Raw genomic sequence first — 22351 nt, forward strand, 5'->3', positions numbered from 1 at the left:
CCGAATCCCTGAATGCAGGGACCCGGGGTCTTTTGTTTATATCTTTGCTACGGACTAAGCGTTCTTCGCGTGATCCAGCAGCTGAGCCGCAATACCGTTATAGGTGTGCGGAGTCAGAGCCGACAGACGTGCCTCAGCCTCGGGGGAGAGGCCCAGAGTAGCCACAAACTCCTTCAGACGAGCAGCATCCACGCGGTGACCGCGAGTCAGCTCCTTCAGGCGCTCATACGGGTTCTCCATGCCGGGAACACCTGCAATAGCCTCAGCGCGCATCACCATCTGAATCGCCTCAGCCAGAACCTCCCAGTTGGAATCCAGATCAGCAGAAATAACGTCGGTCGCAATATCCAGACGCTGCAGACCCTTCACCACATTGGAGATAGCCAGCACCGAGTGACCAAACGCCACACCGATATTGCGCTGCGCCGACGAGTCAGTCAGGTCACGCTGCCAACGAGAAGTCACCAGGGTCGAACCCAGCGAATCCAGCAGAGCGTTAGAGAGCTCCAGGTTAGCCTCCGCATTCTCAAAGCGAATCGGGTTCACCTTGTGCGGCATAGTCGACGAACCGGTCGCACCAGCCACCGGAATCTGACGGAAGAAACCAATCGAAATGTAGCTCCACACATCGGTGCAGAGGTTGTGCAGCACACGGTTGAAGTGCGCGATATCCGAGTACAGCTCGGCCTGCCAGTCGTGCGACTCAATCTGGGTGGTCAGCGGGTTCCAGGTCAGGCCCAGGTGCTCCACAAAACCACGAGAAACAGCCTGCCAATCAGCGTCAGGAACCGACGCATAGTGAGCAGCGTAGGTGCCGGTTGCACCATTAATCTTGCCCAAGAACTCAGCAGCAGCAACGTGCTTCACCTGGCGCTTCAGGCGGTACGCGAGCACGCCCAGCTCCTTACCCAGGGTGGAGGGAGTTGCAGGCTGACCGTGAGTGCGGCACAGCATCGGCACGTCGCGGCCTTCCTCAGCCAGCTTCAGCAGAACCTCAATCAGGTTCTCAGCAGCCGGAACCCACACGTTCTCAACAGCATCCTTGATGCCCAACGCGTAGGCGAGGTTGTTAATGTCCTCAGAAGTGCAGCCGAAGTGAACCAGCGGCACCAGGTGACCCAGGCCCAGGCCCTCCAGGCGGCGGCCAATGTAGTACTCGACCGCCTTCACATCGTGAACGGTGACTGCCTCAATCTCAGCCAGCTCCGCCACAGAATCAGCGTTGAAATCGGTCACGATGGCGCGCAGACCGTTCTTCTGCTCACCGGTGAGCGGGGACAGGCCCGGAAGAATCGAATGCTCGCACAGGTAGATGAACCACTCAACCTCAACGTGGATGCGGTCGCGGTTCAGCGCCGCCTCAGAAAGGTAGTTGGTCAGGGGGGCGGTCACGGATGCGTAGCGTCCGTCGAGGGGGCCCAGCGCAAGTTCGCCGGTGCCCAGGTCAATACGGCCAGAAGGCAAGAAGGTGTTATTGGTGTGAGACATAACTCTATTTTTGCATGAATTCGCCGAAAAAAAGAGGCGGGCAGAGCATATGGACGTGATGGGTGGCTGGGTTAGTTGCAGAAATATGACAAAACGAGGGGGTGCGGAGGGGGCATTTTTTGGGTTTTGAGGGGCAAAAACGTGCGAATTCTTCGAAACAAGCCTGAGTTATCCACAGGTTGGCGTACTCCGCCTGCACGGTCACCGCGGCAGATTTAGCCTAAAACAAACCCGCCGCGAAAGGACACACTATGAGCACCCTCGTCGACACCGCACCACCACCCGTACCCCAGCTGCCCCGCATCGAACCAACCGATATCCTCCGCGCAGCAGGACACATGGGCATCGGCACCGCCGCCGGCCACGCCCTCGCCGAACAGCTCATGGCCGCCGCCGCCCTCGCCCGTGCCAAAGGCGCAGAACTCTCCCACAGGATGCGCACCGAAGCCCAAGAAATCCGCACCGCACACCAACGCGCCAACGAACTCAACGGCGACCACTGGGCCTCCGAAGCCGGACGCGCCTACCGGCGACAACTCCAAGAACACCGCGAAAAAATCCGCAACCAAGCCGAACAAGCCGAAGGCGCCGCCGCCATGATCGCCGCCGCCGGTGAAGAACTCGCCAACGACCTCACCGCCAAAGCGCAGGCAATCCAAGCTGCCGCCTCCGTTGTAGACGGGCTACTCGGCAAACTCGCCGACGGCGCAGCCGACGCACTCGAAAAACTCAACCCCGGCGAAATCATCGCCCGCTCAGGCGTGCAAAAAGCCCAGTCAACGCTGGATTCACTCATGCACGTGAACCTGCCCGACGGGCTGAGCTCGCTCATCCGAACCCACTAACCTCACCCTAGGAGACACCATGATTACCGGACCCACCGTTGCGCCCATCGGTGACCTCACCGACTCCGCAGGGCCCACCGCAGGCACCATCAGCGTTACCCTCGAAGAAATGCCCGCCATCGCTGACGGCCTCGACACCGTCAGTCGCACCTGCGCCGACCGTACCGTGCCCATTCTCGGCATCGCCAATGAGACCCGACTCTTCCTCGGCATCAACGGACGCGCCCAGCTGGCTGCCACTCTCTGCACCGGCCTCGCTGCAGACCTCGGTGTGAGTGCCGCAAAGTTCGGCGCCACCGCAGTCGTTGTCCGAGTCGCCCACAGCTCCTACCTGCAGGTTGAAAACACCGTCGCAGGCTGGTTCGAATCCATGGGCATCGCAAAGGACGGCAAGCTACCCGACGGACGCAGCACCCGAGGTCACTTCCGCGGCCTCATCGCTGGAGAACCCGGCGAAGCTACCTACCTCTTGAAGCTCACCATTCCCGAGCTTGGGTACTTCTCGGCATCTCGGACGCTGCCGTATTCGCCTCTCGTGGCGGGTATTCTTTTCGGCTTCACCGCCTACATGGATGCCAAATGGAATCCTGAAATTGCCCGTCAGCGAGCATTTGACCGCCTTGCAAGCATGTTTGGCATTCCGCGAGGACTTGCTCGAAAGGCACTGGGCGGTGGTCTATCTAACCTCATCAAGGCAGCTATCGGTGGAAACGCGGTTTACAACGTCCGTACAGCCTCTGCGGAGGAATACGGTATTGCTACGCATCGCGGCGAGAAAAACCAGCTCTCTGTGGGCGCCAGCTCGGAACGTCTTCTGGCGGCGGCGCAGGCGCAGGACCTTGAACTTGAACGTTCCCGGCAGGACCCTTTGACCGCTGAACGTAGTGCCGTACTCGTCACCGTTATGTACGAAGCAGGACATGAAGGCGACCCTGCCCATGCGCTGTATGTGGTGAGCATTCCGGGTACTATCTTTGGATCTTGGGGTGGATCCATCATAGATGGCGAGGGGACTCTCCGTGAAGCAGCGGGCCCAGACCAGATGAACTCTGCGTACATGATGATTTTGCAGGCTCTGCGTGATGCTGGTGCTCCCAAGGGTGCTCGTGTATACATGGAGGGCTTCAGCCAGGGAGCAATGATCGCCCACAACATGGCGAATAGTGCTGAAGTCGCCAAAGAAATCAATATTGTGGGTGTCTATGCCCAAGCTGCCCCGATGCGAGGTATGTCAGCCAAACAACGTGACTTTGCCGTGGATTACGTGGAGGGTGACGGCGATGGGGTTCCTGATATAGCAAAGAAGATTCCCTTGCCACAGATTTTTGGAGAACCGTGGCATCCTGATGAACGCGATACGGTAATCACCGTCAATAACCATGAGCATCATGCCGTAAATTACCACGAAGCCCTACACCGTGAAGGGCATAGCGGCAAGGTGCCTGGCGGCATGCGCGCCGCAATGGATGGTAAAGAGTATGTGCTGGGGGAACAGAAGGTTACCTCCGCCTCAAACCTGCCGGACGGTCTGCCTCCCGCTCTACGAGTGGGTATAACTATCAAACGTACCGAGGGCTACGCTGTTGCAGCCCTTGCATCAGGAACTATCCCTGGTGGCTTGGGTATAGTTGAGGGGATTGATCAGCTGACAGGCGGGCGCCTGGGGCAAGCAAAGCGTGGTATCGAAGATACCGTCTCAGATGTCCAACAGGGCATGGAGATTGCCAAGCAGAGGGCCGAGGGTCTCCAGCGAGAAGCTGGAGAAACCGTACAGGCGGCTGCTAAGCAAATCCCCGCCGTCATCGAGGGCATCAAAAAGACCATCCCTCACCCCGAGCCGACTCCGCAGGAATCTCAGAACCCGCAGCCTGCATGGCCCGAAATGCCTGTGCCGCAGATGCCCAAGGTGCCCCTCCTGCAGGGATACAACCCGCAGCATCTGCCGCCCGCCATCAAGATGCCGAGCGACCTGAGCCGCCCCGAGCCTGCCCACATCAAGATGCCGAGCGACCTGAGCCGTCCGGAGCCTGCGCCCATCAAGATGCCCACTCGAATCGAGGCAGAGGGGCAGCTACCCCCTGCAGGTCTAATCCCGCCGGACATTCTGCCCAAACCTGCAGATCTGCATACGCACATCGAAAAGGCTGTTACTCAGCCAATCATCGATCAGCTGCAGCTCCCTAACGCGGGTTCCGCGCTCAAGAATCCTCCAATCTTCGGAGCCAGGCAAGGCGGAGACTACGACGGCGTTGAGTCGCTCATTCCCATCCTGCCAGGCCAGAAGCCGGCACCCATGCTCCCGCCCAAGAGCATTGACCCCGGCTTCCTCGCACCAACTCCGCCCGAGAACATCGACCCCGGGTTTCGCGCCCCAGGCCCTCCCGAGGATCTGACTCCCCTCGAGGAGCGTGAACCCCTGATGGTCTAAACACCGAGTCTAAAAGCATCAATCTCAAGGACTCTGTATCTCAAAGACTCGGTGGAGGGTGGAGGGGACGAGTAGAGTAGAGAAGAGAAAAGGAGGGGCGCCACCGGGAACAACCCCGGCGGCGCCCCTCCATCTTTGCGTACAGCACTCGCGGCCAGTATCTGCTGCCTGCACAGTTACAGCTTGCTCGCGACCTGCTCTCCAGGTGAGAAGCGTTAGCCTCCGAGCCGCCCGCAGGCACATACTGGAACCATGAGCCAGTCAGCTGAACACGCCAACATCCCGGTCCGCCCCGTCTTCAACACCCTGCCCAGCTACGCGGCAGGCAAGCCGCCCACACCCGTTGAAGGCCTCACTCAGTACAAGCTCTCCTCGAACGAGAACCCGCTGGGCCCCGTACCCGAGGTTGCGCGCGTCCTCGCAGAATTTGCGACAGCGCACCGCTACCCCGACCCGCTCTCCACCGCCCTGCGTCAGAAGCTCTCCGCACGGCTCGGCGTGGACGCTGACGACATCGTCACCGGTGCCGGAAGCCTCGGTGCGCTCAACCAAATCCTCAAAACCTTCGCCGGCGTAAACGCCGACGGCGTGCAGGATGAAGTCATCTACGCCTGGCGCTCCTTCGAGGCATACCCGATCCTCGTCGGCATTATGGGCGCTCGCAGCGTGCAGGTGCCGAACCTGCCCGACGGCTCACACGACCTGGACGCCATGGCGGCAGCCATCACCGACCGCACCCGCCTGATCCTGGTCTGCACCCCCAACAACCCGACCGGCCCCGCCGTCACCGAAAGCCAAATCCGTGCGTTCCTGGAGAAGGTGCCCGCCCACATCCCCGTGGTGATTGATGAGGCGTACTTCGAGTTCTGCGCCGCCTCCACCGTGCCGGAAGGTGAAGAAGCCCCGCTGAACGGCCTGGACATCTACCGCGACTATGAGAACGTCATTATTCTGCGCACCTTCTCCAAGGCGCAGGGCCTGGCGGGTCTGCGCGTGGGCTACTCGATTTCGCACCCGCAGATTACGCAGCACCTGCGCGTGGCGGCAACCCCGTTCGCCGTGACGGCGCTGGCTGAGGCGGCGGCTATCGCCTCCATCGAGCATGAGGATGCGGTGATGGAGCGCGTGAGCCACCTGGTCTCTGAGCGTGAGCGCGTGACCGCCCGCTTGCGCGAGCTGGGGTACGAGTTCCCGAGCACCTACGCGAACTTTGTATGGCTGCCGCTGGGGGAGCGCACGGGTGAGTTCGTGCAGCTGATGGCTGAGCATGCGCTGTCGGTGCGTGCGTTTGGTACCGAGGGTGTTCGCGTGAGTATCGGTGAAGTGGAGGCGAACGACCGTTTCCTCTCGCTCTGCGAGGTCTTCGCGAAGGGTCTCTAGAGCCTCTTGTGAAGGGGCTTGGGTGATGACCCGACCATAATTGAACAATGTACTATTTTCCCTTGTCGAGGATCGTTTAAGCTTTTCAATCGGTTCTCGCGTGGGAAAAATGGCGGCTCGAAAAAGCGCTTAATGGCTAAACTAAACCTCCTATATATTCTAGAAAAAGAATATATGGGAGGTTTAATTTAATGATGTTCAAATAGTGAATGACAGGGCACAATACACTGCGTTATCAGCGTAACTGCCGCGAGATAAAGCCGGAAAGAGTAGACTGGTAACTATATATACCCAGACCCTCACAGGCCTGCCGGAACACCTCAAACCCTGCACCATCAGGTGAACGTTGAGACTAAAACCCAAGCCGCTGAGGGCCAAGCCCTCGTCACGTGTGGAGGTTAGATGCACGAGAACGACAAGTACCCCGGAGTGCCCGAACGCATCCAGCTCATGGATGAAAACGGCACCGTACACGAACACCCCACCTACAGCCGGTACATCGAAGACGTCAACGCAGACACCCTGCGCGAGGCATACCGCCTCATGTACACCACCCGCCGATTCGACGACGAGGCAACTGCCCTGCAGCGCCAGGGTCAGCTCGCCCTCTGGGTGCCCAGTCGAGGCCAGGAAGCCGCACAGGTTGGCTCCGCACTCGCCTACGCACCCAACGACTACATCTTCCCCTCCTACCGTGAGCACGCCGTCGCTCTGGCGCGTGGCGTGGACTTCCGCGACCTGATCACCATCTTCCGCGGTTCCACCACCCACGGCTGGGACATGAAGGCGCACAACTTCCACACCTACACCAAGGTGCTTGCGGCCCAGACCCTGCACGCAGTCGGCTACGCCATGGGTCTGAACTTCGACGCCGACATCGAGGCTGAAACCGGCACCCGCCGCACCGGTCAGGGCCAGGCAACCGACCCCGCCGAGGACACCCAGAAGCCCGCCGTGGCGGTCTACTTCGGTGATGGCTCCTCCACCGAGGGCGACGCTCACGAATCTATGGTCTTCGCCGCCTCCTATAACGCACCGGTGCTCTTCTTCGTGCAGAACAACCGCTGGGCTATCTCCGTGCCCTTCGAGGTGCAGTCCCGCGTGCCGGTGTCCACCCGCGCCGCAGGCTACGGCTTTGAAGGTATCCGGGTGGACGGCAACGACGTTCTCGCGGTGCTCGCCGCAACCCGCTACGCCATGGAGAAGATCCGTGCCGGTGAAGGCCCCGTGCTGATTGAAGCTGAGACCTACCGCCTCGGCCCGCACACCACTGCGGACGACCCCACCAAGTACCGCACCGACGCCGACCTGGAAGGTCCTCTGCGCCGCGACCCCATGCTCCGCCTTGAGAAGCACCTGCGCGATAACGGCTACGCCGATGATGCATTCTTTGCTGAGGTTGCAGAATCCGCGCAGCAGGTCGCATCCGGCGTGCGTGAGGCAGTGCTGAACACCGAAGTTGCCGACTTTGAGCGTTTCTTCGACCGCGTCTACGCCCAGGAACACCAGCAGGTTGAGGACGACCGCGAATTCTACCGCACCTACAACGCAGGCTTTGAAGAGGAGTAAAGATGAGCGAGAAAATTGAACGTTTGACCCTCGCCAAGGCGATTACCCGCGGCCTGGAAGACGCCATGGAAGCCGACCGCACCGTCGTCATGCTCGGTGAGGATATCGGCAAGCTCGGCGGCGTGTACCGTGTGACCGAGGGCCTACAGGCGCGCTTCGGCAACCGTCGCGTCATGGATGCGCCCCTGGGCGAGTCTGGCATTATCGGCACCTCCATCGGTATGGCCCTGCGTGGCTACCGTCCCGTGCCGGAGATTCAGTTCGACGGCTTCGTGTTCCCCGCATACAACCAGATCACGAGCCAGCTGGCGAAGATCCACAACCGCACCGATAAGCAGTACACGGTGCCGGTGACTATCCGCATTCCGTACGGTGGCGTGATTGGTTCGGTGGAGCACCACTCCGAGTCCCCGGAGGCGCTGTTCGCCCACACCGCGGGTCTGCGCATTGTGACCCCTTCGACCCCGCACGAGGCGTACTGGATGACCCGCAAGGCGATTGAGTGCCCCGACCCGGTCATTATTTTTGAGCCGAAGCGCCGCTACTGGCTCAAGGGTGAAGTGGACTTTAACGACACTTCCTTTGATCCGTTTAGCGCCCAGGTGGTGCGTGAGGGTACGGACGCGACCATCGTTGCGTACGGCCCGCTGGTGCCGGTTGCTCTGGCTGCCGCAGAGGCTGCCGTGGAGGACGGCCGCTCGATCGAGGTTATTGATCTGCGCTCGATTTCGCCGCTGGATGTGCCGACCGTTGCCGCTTCGGTGGCGAAGACTGGCCGCCTGATTATTGCGCACGAGGCGCCGACCTTCGGTGGTATGGGTGGCGAGCTGGCTGCGGCTATTACGGAGCGTTGCTTCTACAGCCTGCAGGCGCCGGTGATTCGCGTGGGCGGCTACTACATGCCGTACCCGGTCTCCCGCGTTGAGGAAGAGTACGTGCCCGATATTGACCGTATTCTTGAGGCGGTTGACCGCGCTTTTGACTACTAGGCATTCCCTGATCTGACGTATCAGCGTGTTGCGCTATGGCGGGTTGCGAGCCCGCACAGAATATTCCGTATAGGGTATATGCCCTAGTGAGAGGTAAAAATGTCCCAGATTTTCCCGCTCCCTGATGTGGGTGAAGGCCTGACCGAAGCAGAAATCCTCAGCTGGAAGGTGGCAGTCGGCACCGAGGTCGCCATCAACGACGTCCTCGTCGAAATTGAAACCGCGAAGAGTGTTGTTGAACTGCCCTCGCCCTTCGCCGGCACCGTTGAGGCGCTGCTCGTTGCCGAAGGCGAAACCGTTGAGGTGGGCACCCCGATTATCAGCATCTCCGGAGGCGACAACGCACCCGCAACCCCGGCGGCACCCGCCGCAGCGGAGACTGAATCCGGCACCGCACTGGTCGGTTCCGGCCCCAAGGCGGACGCTGTGAAGCGCCGCGCCCGCAAGCGCCCCGCCTCCGTATCCCAGCCCGCACAGGCTACTGCGGCACCGGTCGCACCGGCTGTTCAGGCACCCGTGGCGCACACCCCCGCCGACCCGGTGAATCGCAACCAGGGCCTGCTGAGCGAGCTGGCTGAGCGCGCCTCCCGCTTTGTGGAGAACACCCCGCTGAACTCGGTGGTGCAGCGTCTGGCACCCGAGCCCGTAGCGGCTCCCGCGCCGACTTTGGCTCCCGAGCAGGTTCCGCACCGCCCGACCCTCGCGCCGCCTCCGGTGCGTCTTGCCGCAAAGGAGTTGGGTGTTGACCTGGCGAATGTGACCGCTACCGGTGCGCGCGGCCAGGTGACCAAGCAGGACCTCATGAACTATGTGGCGCACCTGAGCGATGTGCAGCATAGCGGCGCCGGCCAGCCCTTCTGGCAGCCCGCAACCACCCCCGGTGACCGCATTGAGCGCATCCCGGTGCGTGGCGTGCGTAAGGCTACCGCGAAGGCGATGGTTGCTTCAGCGTTTAGCGCCCCGCACGTGTCCATCTTCGTGGACGTTGATGCCTCCCGCACCATGGAGTTCGTGAAGCGTTTGAAGAAGTCTCGCCACTTTGAGGGCGTGAAGGTCACCCCGCTGCTGGTGCTTGCTGCCGCGGTCATTTGGGCTGCTGAGCGTAACCCGCAGGTCAATGCGACCTGGACCGATAGCGAAATCCAGATTAAGCACTTCGTGAACCTGGGTATTGCTGCGGCAACCCCGCGCGGCCTGATGGTCCCGAACATTAAGGACGCTCAGGAGCTGTCCCTGCGTGAGCTGGCGGTTGCGCTGAACAACCTGACTACTCGCGCCCGTGAGGGTAAGACTCAGCCCGCTGAGATGGCGAACGGCACCCTGACCATTACGAATATTGGTTCGCTGGGTATTGATACGGGTACCCCGATTATTAATCCCGGTGAGGTGGCGATTGTTGCCTTCGGTACGATTAAGCAGAAGCCGTGGGTTGTTGATGGTGAGGTTATTCCTCGCTGGGTGACGACCCTGGGTGGCTCCTTCGATCACCGTGTGGTGGATGGCGACCTGTCGGCTCGTTTCATGGCTGATGTGGCAGCAATTCTTGAGGAGCCTGCCTTGCTGCTGGACCACTAGGCGGCATGTTTTAGCTAGTCAGCGTCGTATTGCTGGGTAGCTGAGGCTGTTGAGGATACAGATATTTAGATGCAGAAAACCTCCGGTACCTTACTTAAGGTACCGGAGGTTTTCTGTACGGTTCATTCCTATCGCAACGAGGCGCGGGCGCTTAGAAGACTAGGTGTCCAGAAGCCTAGGCGTCCTCGCGTGCCACCTGGTCACTCGGGTACTTGTCCACTCGGCGGTGGTACAGGCGTCCGCACAGACCGCCGAGGATAGCGCCGAGGAAGCTCAACGCCAGAACCAGCAGAACCGCCAGCAGGCCGTTAGCGAAGTCGCCCCCCATCAGCTTCTGCAGGGACAGGGACGCGACACCGTTCTGGAACAGCTGAGGCGCGAGGAAGGTCGCCAGGGACCCGATGATGAGCACCATAATCTGCCAGAGCCATACGGCAATGCCCTGCTTCGCACCGGCGAATCGTGCCATGCGTCCCGCCGCGTAACCGCCCACCAGGTAGGCGAAGAAGATGAGCACACCCAACGCCACCGCGACCGGCACAGCGTTCGATGCGCCGCTGAACAGACGGGAGACCACCGTGGCGTAGTCGATGGACTCGCTCTGACCGGTCAGGGTCAGCCACGACTGGATAGCCCACAGGCCACCGTCCATGAGGGAGATGGTAATCAGCCAGCCGAGCAGACCGGGCAACAGGTGCATGCGGGAGTAGCGGCTCTTCTGCATGGACAGTGCGGTTGCGGCGGTGAGGATGGGTTCCGAGCCAGCGGCATCACCTGCGGGGGCGGGGATGACGAAGTGGTCATCATCCGCCGGATTAGCCTGCGGGGCACTGGGTGCCGCATGGGCGTTGCCGGGTGCGGGCACCTCGTAGCTTGCAGCGGTGGCAGGTGCGGTAGTGGGGGCGCCACCGCCGCGTACGTTGTCCGTGCTGGGGGCTGCAGGCTTGTCGAGCCAGCTGAGGTTGTCATCTCCGGGTTCGCCGAAGTGAGCGCCGGATTCTGCGCCTTGAGAAGTGGCGCTGGGGGAGAGGATCGGCTGGGTTGCGGTAGCCGCCTCGGTGAGGGGGCGGGTCGCATCCTGCGAGGACTGTGCGGAGGACTGCGCCGAAGAGCTCGACTCGCGCGCCTTTTCGTGGGCGCGGCGTGCCGCGTTCAGCTCCTCATCGGTCAGGACCACGGTGGGGTCGTCGGAGGAGAATGCCGCCTCCCACAGGTCACTTTCGGTGGGGGAGGACGCCGCGGCAGCCGGACGCTGCTGCGGGGTGTTGTTCTGTGCGTTCATTAAGTCCTTTGGATCTAATCCTGGGGTCGTGGTGTGCGGGTTGCCTTAGAGCGCGCGGTCAGCGTAGAAGGCGCGTGCTTCTTCCATAGCTTCTGCGGAGAAGGTGTGCGGGTGCGCGGGGCGCTCGTTCTCGCCCAGGGTACGAATGACGCGGCCGGGGTTGCCCACCACGAGGGAGTTAGCGGGGACGTCCTTGGTGACGACGGTGCCTGCGCCGATGACGGAGTTCTTGCCGATGGTCACGCCGCCCAGGATGATAGCTCCGCTACCGATCCATACGTTGTCTTCAACGGTGATGGGTGCGCCTGCTTCCCAGTAGTCGGCGCGGTCGCCGGGGTGGAGCGGGTGGGTGGGGGTCATGAACTGTACGTTGCTGCCAACCAGTACGGTGGAGCCGATGCGGATCGGGCAGACGTCCAGGAAGACGGTGCCGAAGTTGAAGAAGGAGCCGTTACCGATGTAGGTGTTCACGCCGTAGTCGAAGCGTGCGCCGGGGCGGATGTGGGCGTGTTCGCCCAGGTGGCCGAGGTGTTCACGGTAGACGTGCATTGCCTGCGCCTGCTCGCCGCGTGCGTAGTGTTCTTCGGCGAGGATGGTGGCGGCGTAAATGCGCTTGAACTGTGCGGCGCATTCGGCGTCGGCCATGTAGACGGAACCGTTGGTCATGCGGTTGAAGTTTTCACCAGTGGGGCGCTGCGGGGTGTGCATTAGTGGGCTCCTCCCAGAAGGTAGACTAGCGCGATGATGGCCATTCCGAAGAGAATGACGACTCCTCCGGCGATAGCGAATCGTTTGGAAATTTCGCGGAGGAGCTTCTTGAACTGTTCGTCAGTGATCTCTTGCTGTCGTTTACTCATGCTTTAAGTATCCCAGAGTTGCTTGGGTTTACCTTAGTGTTTCGGTGTTTATTGCGGTATCTGGGGCGGGCGTACCGTGTGATTTTCAGCGTGGGAAGAGGCCCCGCTGAGTTGAAGCGTGAGGGTGTGGGAAGGCACAATCAATGCATGACTGAGGCTCAGAAGAACACGAACCTGCAGGATGCGGCGGCTCCTGCATCCCCCGCTGGCGTATCGGCTGGCACGTCTGCTGGCGCGCATCCGTTGGCGCATCGCCCCTGGTTGAAGAACTATGCTACGTGGACTGCACGCGATATTGAGCTCCCGGAGACGTCGTTGAGTCACCTCATTGATGAGGCGGTCCGCACCGTACCCCACAAGGTGGCGCTGGAGTTTTTTGGCGCGACCACGACCTACGCTGAGTTGGGGGATCAGATTGAGCGTGCGGCGGAGGGTCTGCGTGTGGCGGGCGTGCAGCCGGGTGACCGTGTGGCGCTGATTTTGCCGAACTGTCCTCAGCATATTGCGGCGTTTTACGCGATTCTGCGTCTGGGTGCGATTGTGGTGGAGCATAACCCGCTGTATACGGGCGCGGAGTTGCGCCACATGTTTGAGGACCACGGCGCGAAGGTCGCGATTGTGTGGGATAAGATTGCCTCGCATATTACGGGTCTTCCGGCGGATATCCGCCCGAACCATATTTATTCAGTGAACATGATTTCGGCGATGCCCGCGCTGATGCGTACCGCGCTGAAGCTGCCGTTGAAGAGCGCGCGTGCTTCGCGTGAGAAGCTGACCGGTCCTGCGCCGGGTACGGTGTCGTGGGCTCAGCTGGTGAAGAGCGAGCGTATTGACCCGTCGCATCGCCGCCCGACGGCGCACGATATTGCGCTGCTGCAGTACACCTCGGGTACGACCGGCCTGCCGAAGGGCGTGATGCTCACGCACCGCAACCTGGAGTCTAATGGCCGCATGGGTGAGGTATGGATTAACCCGGGTGATGACGAGGTGATTTACTCGGTTCTGCCGCTGTTCCACGCGTACGGCATGACCCTGGGCGTGACGATTGCGTCGCTGTGCCGCGCCCGCCTGGTGCTGTTCCCGACCGTGGACATGGACCTGATTCTGAAGGCGATGAAGAAGACTCGCCCGACCATTCTGCCTGCGGTTCCGCCGGTGTACCGCCGCCTCATGGATGAGGCGAAGAAGCGCGGCGTGTCCCTGGAGGGTATCCGTTATGCAGTCTCCGGTGCGATGAACCTGCCTCCTGAGCTGGTTGCCGAGTGGGAGGAAGCTTCCGGCGGTTTCATGGTGGAAGGCTACGGCCTGACCGAGTGCGCGCCGCTGGTGTCCTGCAACCCGCTCAATGACACTCGCCGTGCCGGTTTTATTGGTGTTCCGTTCCCCTCCACCGATATTCGTGTGGTGGACCCGGAGACCGGCGAGGACGTGCCCGAGGGCGAAGAGGGCGAGCTGTGGGTGAAGGGCCCTCAGCGTTTTGCTGGCTACTGGAAGCGTGAGGACGAGACGGCTAAGACCATCACCCCCGAGGGTTGGCTGCGTACCGGCGATATTGTGCGCCTGGACGAGGACTACTTCATTCAGATTGTGGACCGCATCAAGGAGGTCATCATCACCGGTGGCTTCAATGTCTCCCCGACGGAGGTTGAGGTCGCCCTCAAGCAGCACGACATGGTCGCGGATGCGGCAGTGGTCGGTATTCCGCTGCCCGCCGGTGGCGAGATGGTCGTTGCCGCCGTGGTTGCCGCCCCGGGACGCGTGGTGCAGGAACACACCCTGCGTGAGCACTGCTACTCGAAGGTGACCCGCTATAAGGTTCCGCGCCGCATCGTGGTGGTGGATGACCTGCCCCGTTCGATGCTGGGTAAGGTTCTGCGCCGTAAGGTGCGTGAGCAGCTGATTGCTTCGGGTGAGTTCGATCAGTAGTACTGGTTGATTCGCCGCCTGCTCGTAATGAGTGGGTTAGATGGACGCCGGCTTGGGTTTTCGTACCCGGGCCGGCGTTTTGTGTGCGCCTGAATACACCGTCAATGACGCTTTGTGACCTGGCAAATAATCACTGCATGACGAATTATGACAAAATATGACGACCTTGACGTTCTGTGTCTCATGAATAGCCATTAACTTCCACACCCGCCCTTGTGCATGCTGTAATTGTCCCATCATCATTCCCATCGGATGTGCTAGTACCAACGTGAGCACCCGGTGGAACGCATCATCATTCAACAGAAAGATTCATAGCCGTGAAGAAGTTTGCTGCTGCACTCGCAGTTGTCCCCATGGTCTTTGGCCTGGCAGCCTGCGGTTCCACCAACTCCTCCTCTTCCTCCAGCTCCAAGAAGGTCACCATCGGTGTGGTTGGCTCTGAGAAGTTCAACAAGACCCTGAAGGAAGAAGCTAAGAAGCAGGGTATCGACATTGAGTTCAAGGAGTTCAGCGCTTACACCGAGCCGAACCCCGCACTGGACGCCGGTGACATCGACATGAACCGTTTCCAGCACATCGCGTACCTGTCCAACTACAACGTGAGCGCTAAGAAGGACCTGCAGATTGTCGGCCCGACCGTCATCTACCCGATGGCTCTGTTCTCCAAGAAGCACTCCAAGTTGGCTGACATCCCCCAGGGCGGCGAGATCGTTATCCCGAACGACACCGTGAACGAAGCACGCGCGCTGAAGCTGCTGAAGACCAACGGTCTGGTTACCTTCAAGAACGCTGATGTTGACGCACCCACCATCGACGACGTGGACACCGCTAACTCCAAGGTGAAGGTCACCCCCGTCGACGCAACCCAGACCGTGGTTGGCATGGAGTCCGCTGACGGCGCAGTCGTCAACAACGACTTCCTCAAGGATGCAGGCCTCAAGCCCGCAGACGCACTGGCTCAGGACGACCCCAAGACCGACCCCTCGGCAATCAAGTACGTGAACCTCTTCGTTGCTCAGAAGGACAAGGCTGACGACGAGACCTACAAGAAGATTGTCGAAATCTTCCACACCAAGCCCGTCATGGATGTCGTTCAGGAAGAGACCCGCGGCACCGCTGTTGAGGTCAACGTGAGCACCGACGAGCTGCGTCAGTCCCTGGCTAACGAAGAAGCCAAGCTGCGCGCCAAGAAGTAATCTTCTGAATACACGCCTCCTCTAGGCATACGCAAAGGCGGTAAGTCTAAGCACCCGATGCGGGTCACGACAGGCTTACCGTCCTTTGCGTAACGGCGTTAATGCCCTTTAGCGCCCCAACCACGACATATAACGGATACAAACTTATGAGTGAACTGGTACAGAGCTTCGGTGACAGCACCGAGCCCATGGTGGTTCTGGACGGAGTCTCCAAGGTCTTCGGCAACGGCCCCAAGGCGGTAGTTGCTGTGGACAACGTCTCCCTCAGCATTAACCGCGGCGAAATCTTTGCAATTATCGGCTACTCCGGCGCCGGTAAGTCTACCCTGGTCCGCCTCATTAACGGCCTGGAAACCACCACCAGCGGCACCCTGATCGTCGGTGGCTTCCAGATTTCCGGTAAGCGCGACTCTGAACTGCGTGAAGCACGCACCAATATCGGTATGATTTTCCAGCAGTTCAACCTGATGAACTCCCGCACCGTGCTCGGTAACGTCGAGTTCCCGCTGAAGATTGCCGGCTGGTCTAAGAAGGACCGCCGCGAACGCGCCCTGGAAATGCTTGAGTTCGTGGGTCTTGCCGACCGTGCAGGCCACTACCCGAACCAGCTGTCGGGCGGTCAGAAGCAGCGTGTGGGTATTGCTCGTGCGCTCGCGACCAGCCCCGCCCTGTTGCTTGCGGATGAGTCCACCAGTGCGCTGGACCCGGAAACCACTCATGAAGTTCTTGCGCTTCTTAAGCGTGTGAACCGTGAACTGGGTGTGACCGTCGTGGTGATTACCCACGAGATGGACGTGGTCTCCAGCATCGCTGACCGTGTGGCCGTCATGGAGTCCGGCCGCGTGGTGGAGCAAGGCAACGTCTACGACGTCTTCTCCAACCCGCAGACCGACGTGGCAAAGCTGTTTGTTGCGACCACCGTCAAGCTCGCCCCCACCGGCAAGGAAGCGGCTGAGCTGCGCGCAAACCACAAGGGTTACCTCATCAACGTTGAAATCGTGGAGGGTAACCAGGAGCTCGGAAAGGTGCTGTCCTACCTGGGCGCCCGTAACGTCCGCTTCAACATTGTGGGCGGCGGTATTGAGACCCTGCAGGGTAAGGCGTACGGTACCCTCACCCTGGAACTCCTCGGCGAAATCACCAGCATTGATGCCGCCGTTGCCGAACTGAAGACCGTTGCCCGCGTGCAGGAGGTGCGCTAAATGTTTGCTACTACTCTTCCGCTGGCTGCGTCTAAGACGGACTGGTCCGAGTTCCTGCCCGAGAAGCTGCTCCCGGCTATCGGCGATACGTTCTACATGGTGTCTATCACCATGCTGTGTGCCGGTCTGGTCGGCCTGATTGTGGGTGCTCTGCTGTACACCACCCGTGAGGGCAACATCTTCCAGAACCGTTTCGTGTACACGATCCTGAACATTCTGGTGAACGTGATTCGCCCGATTCCGTTCATTATTTTGATTGCGGCTTTGGGCCCGCTGACGAGCGCCGTGGTGGGTACCCGCCTGGGCGTGAATGCGGCGGTCTTCGCGATGAGCTTCGGTGCTGCATTCGCTATTGCCCGTATCGTGGAGCAGAACATGGTCTCCATTGACCCGGGCGTGATTGAGGCGGCGCGTGCGATGGGCGCTTCAAAGCTGACCATCCTGTTCACCGTGATGATTCCGGAGGCGCTTGGCCCGCTGATCCTCGGTTACACCTTCCTCGTCATTGGCGTGGTGGATATGTCCGCTATGGCCGGTTACGTGGGTGCCGGTGGTCTGGGTAAGATCGCGATTGTGGACGGCTACCAGCGCTTCAACGATGAGATCACCTGGGCTGTTGTGGCGATTATTATCGTCCTGGTTCAGCTGGTTCAGTTCATCGGTAACTTCCTGGCGAAGAAGGTTATGCGCCGATAAGCTCGTGCCCCTTGTAGGCCTTGTAGGTACTGTAGGTACGGCTGATACAGCATAGAAGACCCCCGGTCTGCTCCTTGAGGAGCGGGCCGGGGGTCTTTTTTATGCTGCTACGAGGTGGAGGGCGGATGCCGCTTAGTTCTGCGCCGCCTCCAGGTACATATCCGGGGCAGGCTTACCGGTGGGAACGTCGTTGCTGCTGACCCAGGTGCGCACCAGCGAAAAAAGCATACGCACGTAGGAAAGAAGAAGAGAGGTGGGTGAAAGCAGCAGGGGAAGTGAAGACTGTTTACCGCTGTATCTGCGATAAGAACCTAGAAATGTTTAAGGCAGAGGAGCATCTGAAGCGCATTAAGACGACTTAGGATGCAAGTTTGCTGAGGAGAGAGAACGGGCTGGGAGCTTTAGCAGCTAAATACTATAGTTTGTAGTGGTGCAAATTATTATTGAATCGTTACTAAAATAATCTTGACTCCCATTTTGCTAATTGATATCATAAAAGTGTTCCGGTTCACATCAAGCTAGAGATAATATCAACAGCTAGAGAAGGACAGGCAATGAAAAAATGTTAGTAAGTCAATTGTAAGTTGTATTTCTGCAACTGTAGCGATAGGTATATCTGGGCTGGTGAGCTATCCTGCTCACGCAGAATCCACTGCTCCACAAAGCGTCTCATCTGTTTCACCTACTTTAGGTAGCTTTTCTACAAACTCAAACGAAACGGGGTATACCACCACTGAAAGCAAAAGTTGAATAAATATCTGAGGTGATTAAGTTGGTCGACACTAGATACATACCGATACCTGAATTATGGTTCGCAGGTTATTCTTGCTATTATTTTACATCTTCGCATGATATAATGTTTTATAATGTTGCCAGTATTTTAATTCTTTGTGGAGTTGTTGGGTACTCTGCATATCGTGCAAATAAGAACTACGTAAAACCTGCAGTATCCTTCATAAAATCCGTATTGTTTATGTTAGCTGTGGTAATTTTACAAGTGTATTGGCTTGACCCTTTGGCTCAGGTTGTAGTTCTACTTATGAGTATCCTGTACGCTTTTGTTTTCTATAAGCAACAGCCGAAATAAGCATCCTTGGAGTTCTAAAACACCTAGCATCACGAGAACCTGCCAATGTTCAGGTTCTCGTGATGTTTTGTATTGGTACCGTTTAGTGAGACTTTGGAAAAGTAGCGCTCCGCGAGAGTGCTGATGAGGTCAAAGGGCTACAAGAGCGGGTGCTAGAGAGGCAGCTGATAAAGCATAGAAGACCCCCGGTCTGCTCCTTGAGGAGCGGGCCGGGGGTCTTTCTTGATGCTGCCTATCAGGTGAGGCGGTGGCGCGGTGAGGCGTCTGCGGTACGTGCTTAGTTCTGCGCTGCCTCAGACTATTGAGCTGCCTCAGACTGCTGTGCCGCCTCAAGCTTGGCGATCCAGGTGCGTGCCGCCTCCCAGAGCTGCGGGTCATTGAACGAATCGAAGCGCCCAAAACCGGCCGGTGCCTTTGCCGGGTCGGTGCCTTCCGGAACGTAAATCATGACCTTCGTACCGGCGTCACGTGCCGCCTGCGCGCCCGCGGGGGAGTCCTCGAACGCCAGCGCCTCGTGGCCCTCAAAGCCGAGGCGACGTGCCGCCTCCAGGTACATATCCGGAGCGGGCTTACCGGTCGGAACGTCGTTGCTGCTGACCCAGGTGCGCACCAGCGGGGCGTAACCGTAGCTTTCCATTTTCAGGGTCAGAATGTTCGCGGTGGAGTTCGACGCCACCGCAACCGGCATGTGCTCGCTCAGGAAGCCCAGGAACTTCTGCGCACCCTCAATCAGGTCCACGCCGGAGCTGATGACCTCGTGCTCGGTGGTGAGCAGGTCCTTCATCACGCGTTCATGGTGTTCGGCGTACTCTGCGGAGGCGGTGTCCGGCTTCTGGCCGTTCTGCGCCTCGTAGGAGAGCAGTGCAAGCTCCTCGGCGACATCGGCTGCTGCCAGGCCGGTGAGGCGATGCTCCACCTCCTCGGTGAAGGGAACAGACCAGCGGGCGAAAAGCTCACGCTGCACATCGTTCCAGACGGTCTCGGAGTCGAGGAGGATGCCGTCGCAGTCGAAGATTGCGCAACGGGGGAACCAATCGGAGGGTACTGTGTGTTCAAACATAATGTCAGTCTCTCACAGGGTTTTAGGCTATGGAAGCGGTGGCCCGGTGCGTGAGAAAACATGCAGGGCGCAAACCGGGTGAGGGCACAAAAGCACACAACACAAAAGCGCACAGCACATCAGCAGACATAAAGAAACCCTCCCGCCGCATCCAGAACGGACGCAACGGGAGGGCAGAAGCTAAAACAGCTTAGAGAGCGGACACCGGCTTATGAGTCACCTGACGCATAAACGGAATGGTCGCCAACAGGCCCACATAGACCAGTGCCAGACCCAGCGCAATAGCGCCGAAGGTCATACCGAACATCTTCGCCAGAATCTCACCGGAAAGACCCTGCGCCGCAATCAACGCCGTCAGCGGCAGACCCAGTAGCGCAGAAACCACGCTAATGAGCACCAGCGGACCGAAAACCACGGTAAGGCGCGAAGCCTGCAACATCCTCGTGGGGGTACCCATCATATTCAGCGAAGAGTACAGCGAACCACGCTCGTAAATGGCGGCGCTCTGGTTCAACACTGCGGAGAGGGTGACCAGCAGGTACGAGAAGAACAGCATGAGCAGCATGCCCTGGAACATGTCCGACATGATGGTCATGAAGGGGCCGGCGGCGGGGCCTACCTCCTTCGCCGTTTTGTTCATCTCACCCGCCAGAATCAGGATGGGGCCGAAGAAGGTCACCAAGAAGGTCGACAGCGCCACACCCGAAACCTGACGCCACGCCCCGCGCGGGGACTCCAGCACCGCACGATAACCCAGCAGAACCGACGCCTTCTGGGTCATACGCACACGGATCTTTGCGTACGCCCACACCAGGAAGGTACCAATTAGGTCGATAGCAACCATCATCAGCAGACCCGGCAGAGCAATGAAAATCGCTAGGTTCTTAATCGCGCTATCGGCACCGCCGTCCTGGAAGGGTGAGAACATGCTAAAACCCTTCGAGGTCGAAGCCAGAATCATCACGGCAATGACCAGAACAACACCGATACCCAGAGCAATGTAACCGGCGGAACCGGCCTTCGCGCGGGTACGCACACCCAGCGGGCTGATGCTGACCTTCGCCAGACCGAAGAGGGAGCTAAGAGCCGCCAGAACCATACAGCCCAGGAAGCAGTAGAAAATCACGCTCACCGGCAGGAGCATATTCTCAGCACCCAGCGGAACGTTCATGAAGTGCAAAGCGCCAAAGGGGAAAATCAGCACCAGGTAAAGCAGCAGACCGATGACGAAACCCACAAGAGAGTACACCAGCGCGTCCGCAACGGACAGACCCACAATCAGGGTTGTGGAGGCACCAATCAGGCGCAGGGACGCCAGACGCTCATCACGGCGGCGGGCACTCAAACGAGCAGCCGAAGCGCCCAGGGTAAAGAGCGGAACAATCAGCACCAGAGCGGCAACCCACGCCAAACCCATGTAGAGCTTCTGAATGCCCATCAGGTTGATCATTTCGTGGTCAACGTTGGCGTGCTCAAGCCAAGTACTCAGCGCCTGAACACCACCGGCAACCGTCAAAAACAGTGCCGAGGAGGCGGCAAAAGCCAGCACGGGAAGAATCGCCTGCGAACTCCATAGGGTTCGCTTGGCGAGTAGAGCATAGATTTGCATTATGCACCTGCCTGAGACTGAGCGCCGAAGCTCTGAGCGTGGTTCTGGGAAGCGGGAACACCGCCCTGGTTATTGCGCTGATCGCTCACAATCTGACCGTCCTGCAGGTACACCACGCGGGAGCACGCCGCCGCCACGTTCGGGTCGTGAGTAACCACCAGCAGAGTCTTACCCTGCTGCGGAATCATGGTCAGCAGCAGCGCCATCACCTCACGCGCGGTCTTCGAATCCAGCGCGCCGGTCGGCTCATCCGCGAAAGTCACGGGGGCACCGTTCACCTGGGAGCGGGCAATCGCCACACGCTGAGCCTGACCACCGGACATCTCACCCATACGGCGGTCCAGCATCTGCCCCAAACCCAGGCGGTTCAGCAGATCAGCCGAAATGGAACGCGCCTGCTGGCGGGGAACACCGGCAATCATCGCGGCGAGGGAGACATTCTCCTCTGCGGTCAGCTCGGGAACCAGTAGACCCTGCTGGAACACGAAACCAAACGAGTTAGCGCGCAGGGAGGTGCGCTCACGCTCACTGAGGGACTCCACCGCCACCTGACCGGTCGGGCCATTGAACAGCACAGAACCGGCATCGAGCTTGATAATGCCCGAGAGCGCGTGCAACAGGGTGGTCTTACCGGAACCGGAAGGACCCATAATCGCCACGGACTCGCCGGGGAAAATATCCAGGCTCACGTTACGCAGCACCGGGTTATTGCCGTACGACTTGTGCAGGTTACGGGCAGAAATAATCGCGCCGCGCGCGAAGGGCGCCTGCTGCATCTGCTGAGGTGCCTGAGCCGGGTAGCCCTGCGGCTGACTCTGATAGTAGCCCGCCTGGCTCTGCTGGTTAGGCTGACCCTGCTGAGCGGAATACTGACCGGCAGGCTGCGCCGCCTGCGGAGGGGTCATTGAGTACGGGTTCTGAGCCTGGAACTGCGGGTTCTGAGATTGAGGATTCTGCGTCATGACAACCTTCATTGGGTATGAACTAACGGAAGTACTCTTCTATCATCTCAGCTTCTCGGCAGCTCACCCCTCCGTCTGGGGGCTGAAAAATATGGGAAAACCCTGAAAAAATTCGCCCGACCGGGTGCTCAACCACCCCGCAGCTCATACCGCGGTATGAGTGCGCCTCAGCAGAAGGGATAAGCCGCGCACCCCTTGAA

At 59.5% G+C, this 22351-nt stretch carries 17 protein-coding genes; 10 read left to right on the forward strand and 7 right to left on the reverse strand.

Annotation, left to right across the window (positions count from 1 at the left end):
- Positions 1-54: 54 nt before the first annotated feature.
- Entirely contained in the window at positions 55-1488 is a 1434-nt protein-coding gene (gene purB / locus HMPREF2928_RS01395; RefSeq protein ID WP_049357353.1) for an adenylosuccinate lyase, read from the reverse strand.
- A gap of 251 nt (positions 1489-1739) precedes the next feature.
- Here purB and HMPREF2928_RS01400 point away from each other — a divergent pair, with 251 nt between their 5' ends.
- From HMPREF2928_RS01400 to HMPREF2928_RS01425, 6 genes are all read left to right on the forward strand, one after another.
- The gene (locus HMPREF2928_RS01400) at positions 1740-2333 is read left to right on the forward strand and encodes an ABC transporter substrate-binding protein (RefSeq protein ID WP_070687100.1); all 594 of its coding nucleotides are present in this window, start codon (positions 1740-1742) and stop codon (positions 2331-2333) included.
- A 19-nt stretch (positions 2334-2352) separates the two neighbouring features.
- On the forward strand, positions 2353-4761 hold the full coding sequence (locus HMPREF2928_RS01405; RefSeq protein WP_070687102.1) for an extensin: 2409 nt from the start codon (positions 2353-2355) through the stop codon (positions 4759-4761).
- A gap of 252 nt (positions 4762-5013) precedes the next feature.
- Complete coding sequence (locus HMPREF2928_RS01410; RefSeq protein WP_012902822.1) at positions 5014-6141, forward strand: histidinol-phosphate transaminase; 1128 nt, start codon at positions 5014-5016, stop codon at positions 6139-6141.
- Between the two features lie 402 nt (positions 6142-6543).
- Positions 6544-7710, forward strand: a complete 1167-nt coding sequence (locus HMPREF2928_RS01415; protein ID WP_070687104.1) for a thiamine pyrophosphate-dependent enzyme — start codon at positions 6544-6546, stop codon at positions 7708-7710.
- Between the two features lie 2 nt (positions 7711-7712).
- Positions 7713-8699, forward strand: coding sequence for an alpha-ketoacid dehydrogenase subunit beta (locus tag HMPREF2928_RS01420; protein ID WP_070687106.1), 987 nt, complete (start codon positions 7713-7715; stop codon positions 8697-8699).
- 99 nt (positions 8700-8798) lie between these two features.
- Complete coding sequence (locus tag HMPREF2928_RS01425; RefSeq protein WP_070687108.1) at positions 8799-10274, forward strand: dihydrolipoamide acetyltransferase family protein; 1476 nt, start codon at positions 8799-8801, stop codon at positions 10272-10274.
- Positions 10275-10449: 175 nt separating this feature from the next.
- On the opposite strand, the gene HMPREF2928_RS01430 is transcribed toward HMPREF2928_RS01425, so the two are convergent.
- The 3 genes from HMPREF2928_RS01430 to HMPREF2928_RS09140 are packed head-to-tail and all read right to left on the reverse strand — an operon-like array spanning position 10450 to position 12413.
- On the reverse strand, positions 10450-11556 hold the full coding sequence (locus tag HMPREF2928_RS01430) for a hypothetical protein (RefSeq protein WP_070687110.1): 1107 nt from the start codon (positions 11554-11556) through the stop codon (positions 10450-10452).
- Between the two features lie 45 nt (positions 11557-11601).
- Positions 11602-12264 (reverse strand): sugar O-acetyltransferase, encoded by a 663-nt coding sequence (locus HMPREF2928_RS01435; RefSeq protein ID WP_012902830.1) that lies wholly within the window; start codon positions 12262-12264, stop codon positions 11602-11604.
- A complete protein-coding gene (locus HMPREF2928_RS09140) occupies positions 12264-12413 on the reverse strand; it encodes a hypothetical protein (protein ID WP_168165529.1) in 150 nt (49 codons plus the stop codon). Before HMPREF2928_RS09140 ends, HMPREF2928_RS01435 begins: the two co-directional genes overlap by 1 nt.
- Positions 12414-12560: 147 nt before the next feature.
- Here HMPREF2928_RS09140 and HMPREF2928_RS01440 point away from each other — a divergent pair, with 147 nt between their 5' ends.
- The 4 genes from HMPREF2928_RS01440 (at position 12561) to HMPREF2928_RS01455 (ending at position 17433) form a co-directional block, all read left to right on the forward strand.
- Positions 12561-14339: a long-chain-fatty-acid--CoA ligase gene (locus HMPREF2928_RS01440; protein ID WP_083311361.1), complete on the forward strand. Its 1779-nt coding sequence runs from the start codon at positions 12561-12563 to the stop codon at positions 14337-14339.
- 317 nt (positions 14340-14656) lie between these two features.
- Positions 14657-15535: a MetQ/NlpA family ABC transporter substrate-binding protein gene (locus HMPREF2928_RS01445; RefSeq protein ID WP_070687112.1), complete on the forward strand. Its 879-nt coding sequence runs from the start codon at positions 14657-14659 to the stop codon at positions 15533-15535.
- Positions 15536-15681: 146 nt separating this feature from the next.
- Positions 15682-16737 (forward strand): methionine ABC transporter ATP-binding protein, encoded by a 1056-nt coding sequence (locus tag HMPREF2928_RS01450; RefSeq protein WP_070687115.1) that lies wholly within the window; start codon positions 15682-15684, stop codon positions 16735-16737.
- A complete protein-coding gene (locus tag HMPREF2928_RS01455) occupies positions 16738-17433 on the forward strand; it encodes a methionine ABC transporter permease (protein ID WP_012902834.1) in 696 nt (231 codons plus the stop codon).
- 1385 nt (positions 17434-18818) lie between these two features.
- Here the strand turns inward: HMPREF2928_RS01455 and HMPREF2928_RS01460 are convergent.
- From HMPREF2928_RS01460 to HMPREF2928_RS01470, 3 genes are all read right to left on the reverse strand, one after another.
- Positions 18819-19580, reverse strand: coding sequence for an HAD family hydrolase (locus HMPREF2928_RS01460; RefSeq protein WP_070687117.1), 762 nt, complete (start codon positions 19578-19580; stop codon positions 18819-18821).
- Between the two features lie 190 nt (positions 19581-19770).
- Positions 19771-21189, reverse strand: coding sequence for an FtsX-like permease family protein (locus HMPREF2928_RS01465; protein WP_049338392.1), 1419 nt, complete (start codon positions 21187-21189; stop codon positions 19771-19773).
- On the reverse strand, positions 21189-22151 hold the full coding sequence (locus tag HMPREF2928_RS01470) for an ABC transporter ATP-binding protein (RefSeq protein ID WP_070687165.1): 963 nt from the start codon (positions 22149-22151) through the stop codon (positions 21189-21191). Before HMPREF2928_RS01470 ends, HMPREF2928_RS01465 begins: the two co-directional genes overlap by 1 nt.
- Positions 22152-22351: the final 200 nt, after the last annotated feature.

The sequence above is a fragment of the Rothia sp. HMSC072B04 genome (assembly GCF_001813725.1).
In the GTDB taxonomy this organism is placed as follows: domain Bacteria; phylum Actinomycetota; class Actinomycetes; order Actinomycetales; family Micrococcaceae; genus Rothia; species Rothia mucilaginosa.

Bases quoted from the DNA above. Each gene is read 5' to 3' on its own strand.
- HMPREF2928_RS01470 (WP_070687165.1), bottom strand. From the start codon at position 22,151: ATGACGCAGAATCCTCAATCTCAGAACCCGCAGTTCCAGGCTCAGAAC.
- HMPREF2928_RS01430 (WP_070687110.1), bottom strand. From the start codon at position 11,556: ATGAACGCACAGAACAACACCCCGCAGCAGCGTCCGGCTGCCGCGGCG.
- HMPREF2928_RS01400 (WP_070687100.1), top strand. From the start codon at position 1,740: ATGAGCACCCTCGTCGACACCGCACCACCACCCGTACCCCAGCTGCCC.
- HMPREF2928_RS01435 (WP_012902830.1), bottom strand. From the start codon at position 12,264: ATGCACACCCCGCAGCGCCCCACTGGTGAAAACTTCAACCGCATGACC.
- HMPREF2928_RS01415 (WP_070687104.1), top strand. From the start codon at position 6,544: ATGCACGAGAACGACAAGTACCCCGGAGTGCCCGAACGCATCCAGCTC.
- HMPREF2928_RS01450 (WP_070687115.1), top strand. From the start codon at position 15,682: ATGAGTGAACTGGTACAGAGCTTCGGTGACAGCACCGAGCCCATGGTG.
- HMPREF2928_RS01460 (WP_070687117.1), bottom strand. From the start codon at position 19,580: ATGTTTGAACACACAGTACCCTCCGATTGGTTCCCCCGTTGCGCAATC.
- HMPREF2928_RS01405 (WP_070687102.1), top strand. From the start codon at position 2,353: ATGATTACCGGACCCACCGTTGCGCCCATCGGTGACCTCACCGACTCC.
- HMPREF2928_RS01440 (WP_083311361.1), top strand. From the start codon at position 12,561: ATGACTGAGGCTCAGAAGAACACGAACCTGCAGGATGCGGCGGCTCCT.
- HMPREF2928_RS01465 (WP_049338392.1), bottom strand. From the start codon at position 21,189: ATGCAAATCTATGCTCTACTCGCCAAGCGAACCCTATGGAGTTCGCAG.
- HMPREF2928_RS09140 (WP_168165529.1), bottom strand. From the start codon at position 12,413: ATGAGTAAACGACAGCAAGAGATCACTGACGAACAGTTCAAGAAGCTC.
- HMPREF2928_RS01425 (WP_070687108.1), top strand. From the start codon at position 8,799: ATGTCCCAGATTTTCCCGCTCCCTGATGTGGGTGAAGGCCTGACCGAA.
- purB (WP_049357353.1), bottom strand. From the start codon at position 1,488: ATGTCTCACACCAATAACACCTTCTTGCCTTCTGGCCGTATTGACCTG.
- HMPREF2928_RS01420 (WP_070687106.1), top strand. From the start codon at position 7,713: ATGAGCGAGAAAATTGAACGTTTGACCCTCGCCAAGGCGATTACCCGC.
- HMPREF2928_RS01410 (WP_012902822.1), top strand. From the start codon at position 5,014: ATGAGCCAGTCAGCTGAACACGCCAACATCCCGGTCCGCCCCGTCTTC.
- HMPREF2928_RS01455 (WP_012902834.1), top strand. From the start codon at position 16,738: ATGTTTGCTACTACTCTTCCGCTGGCTGCGTCTAAGACGGACTGGTCC.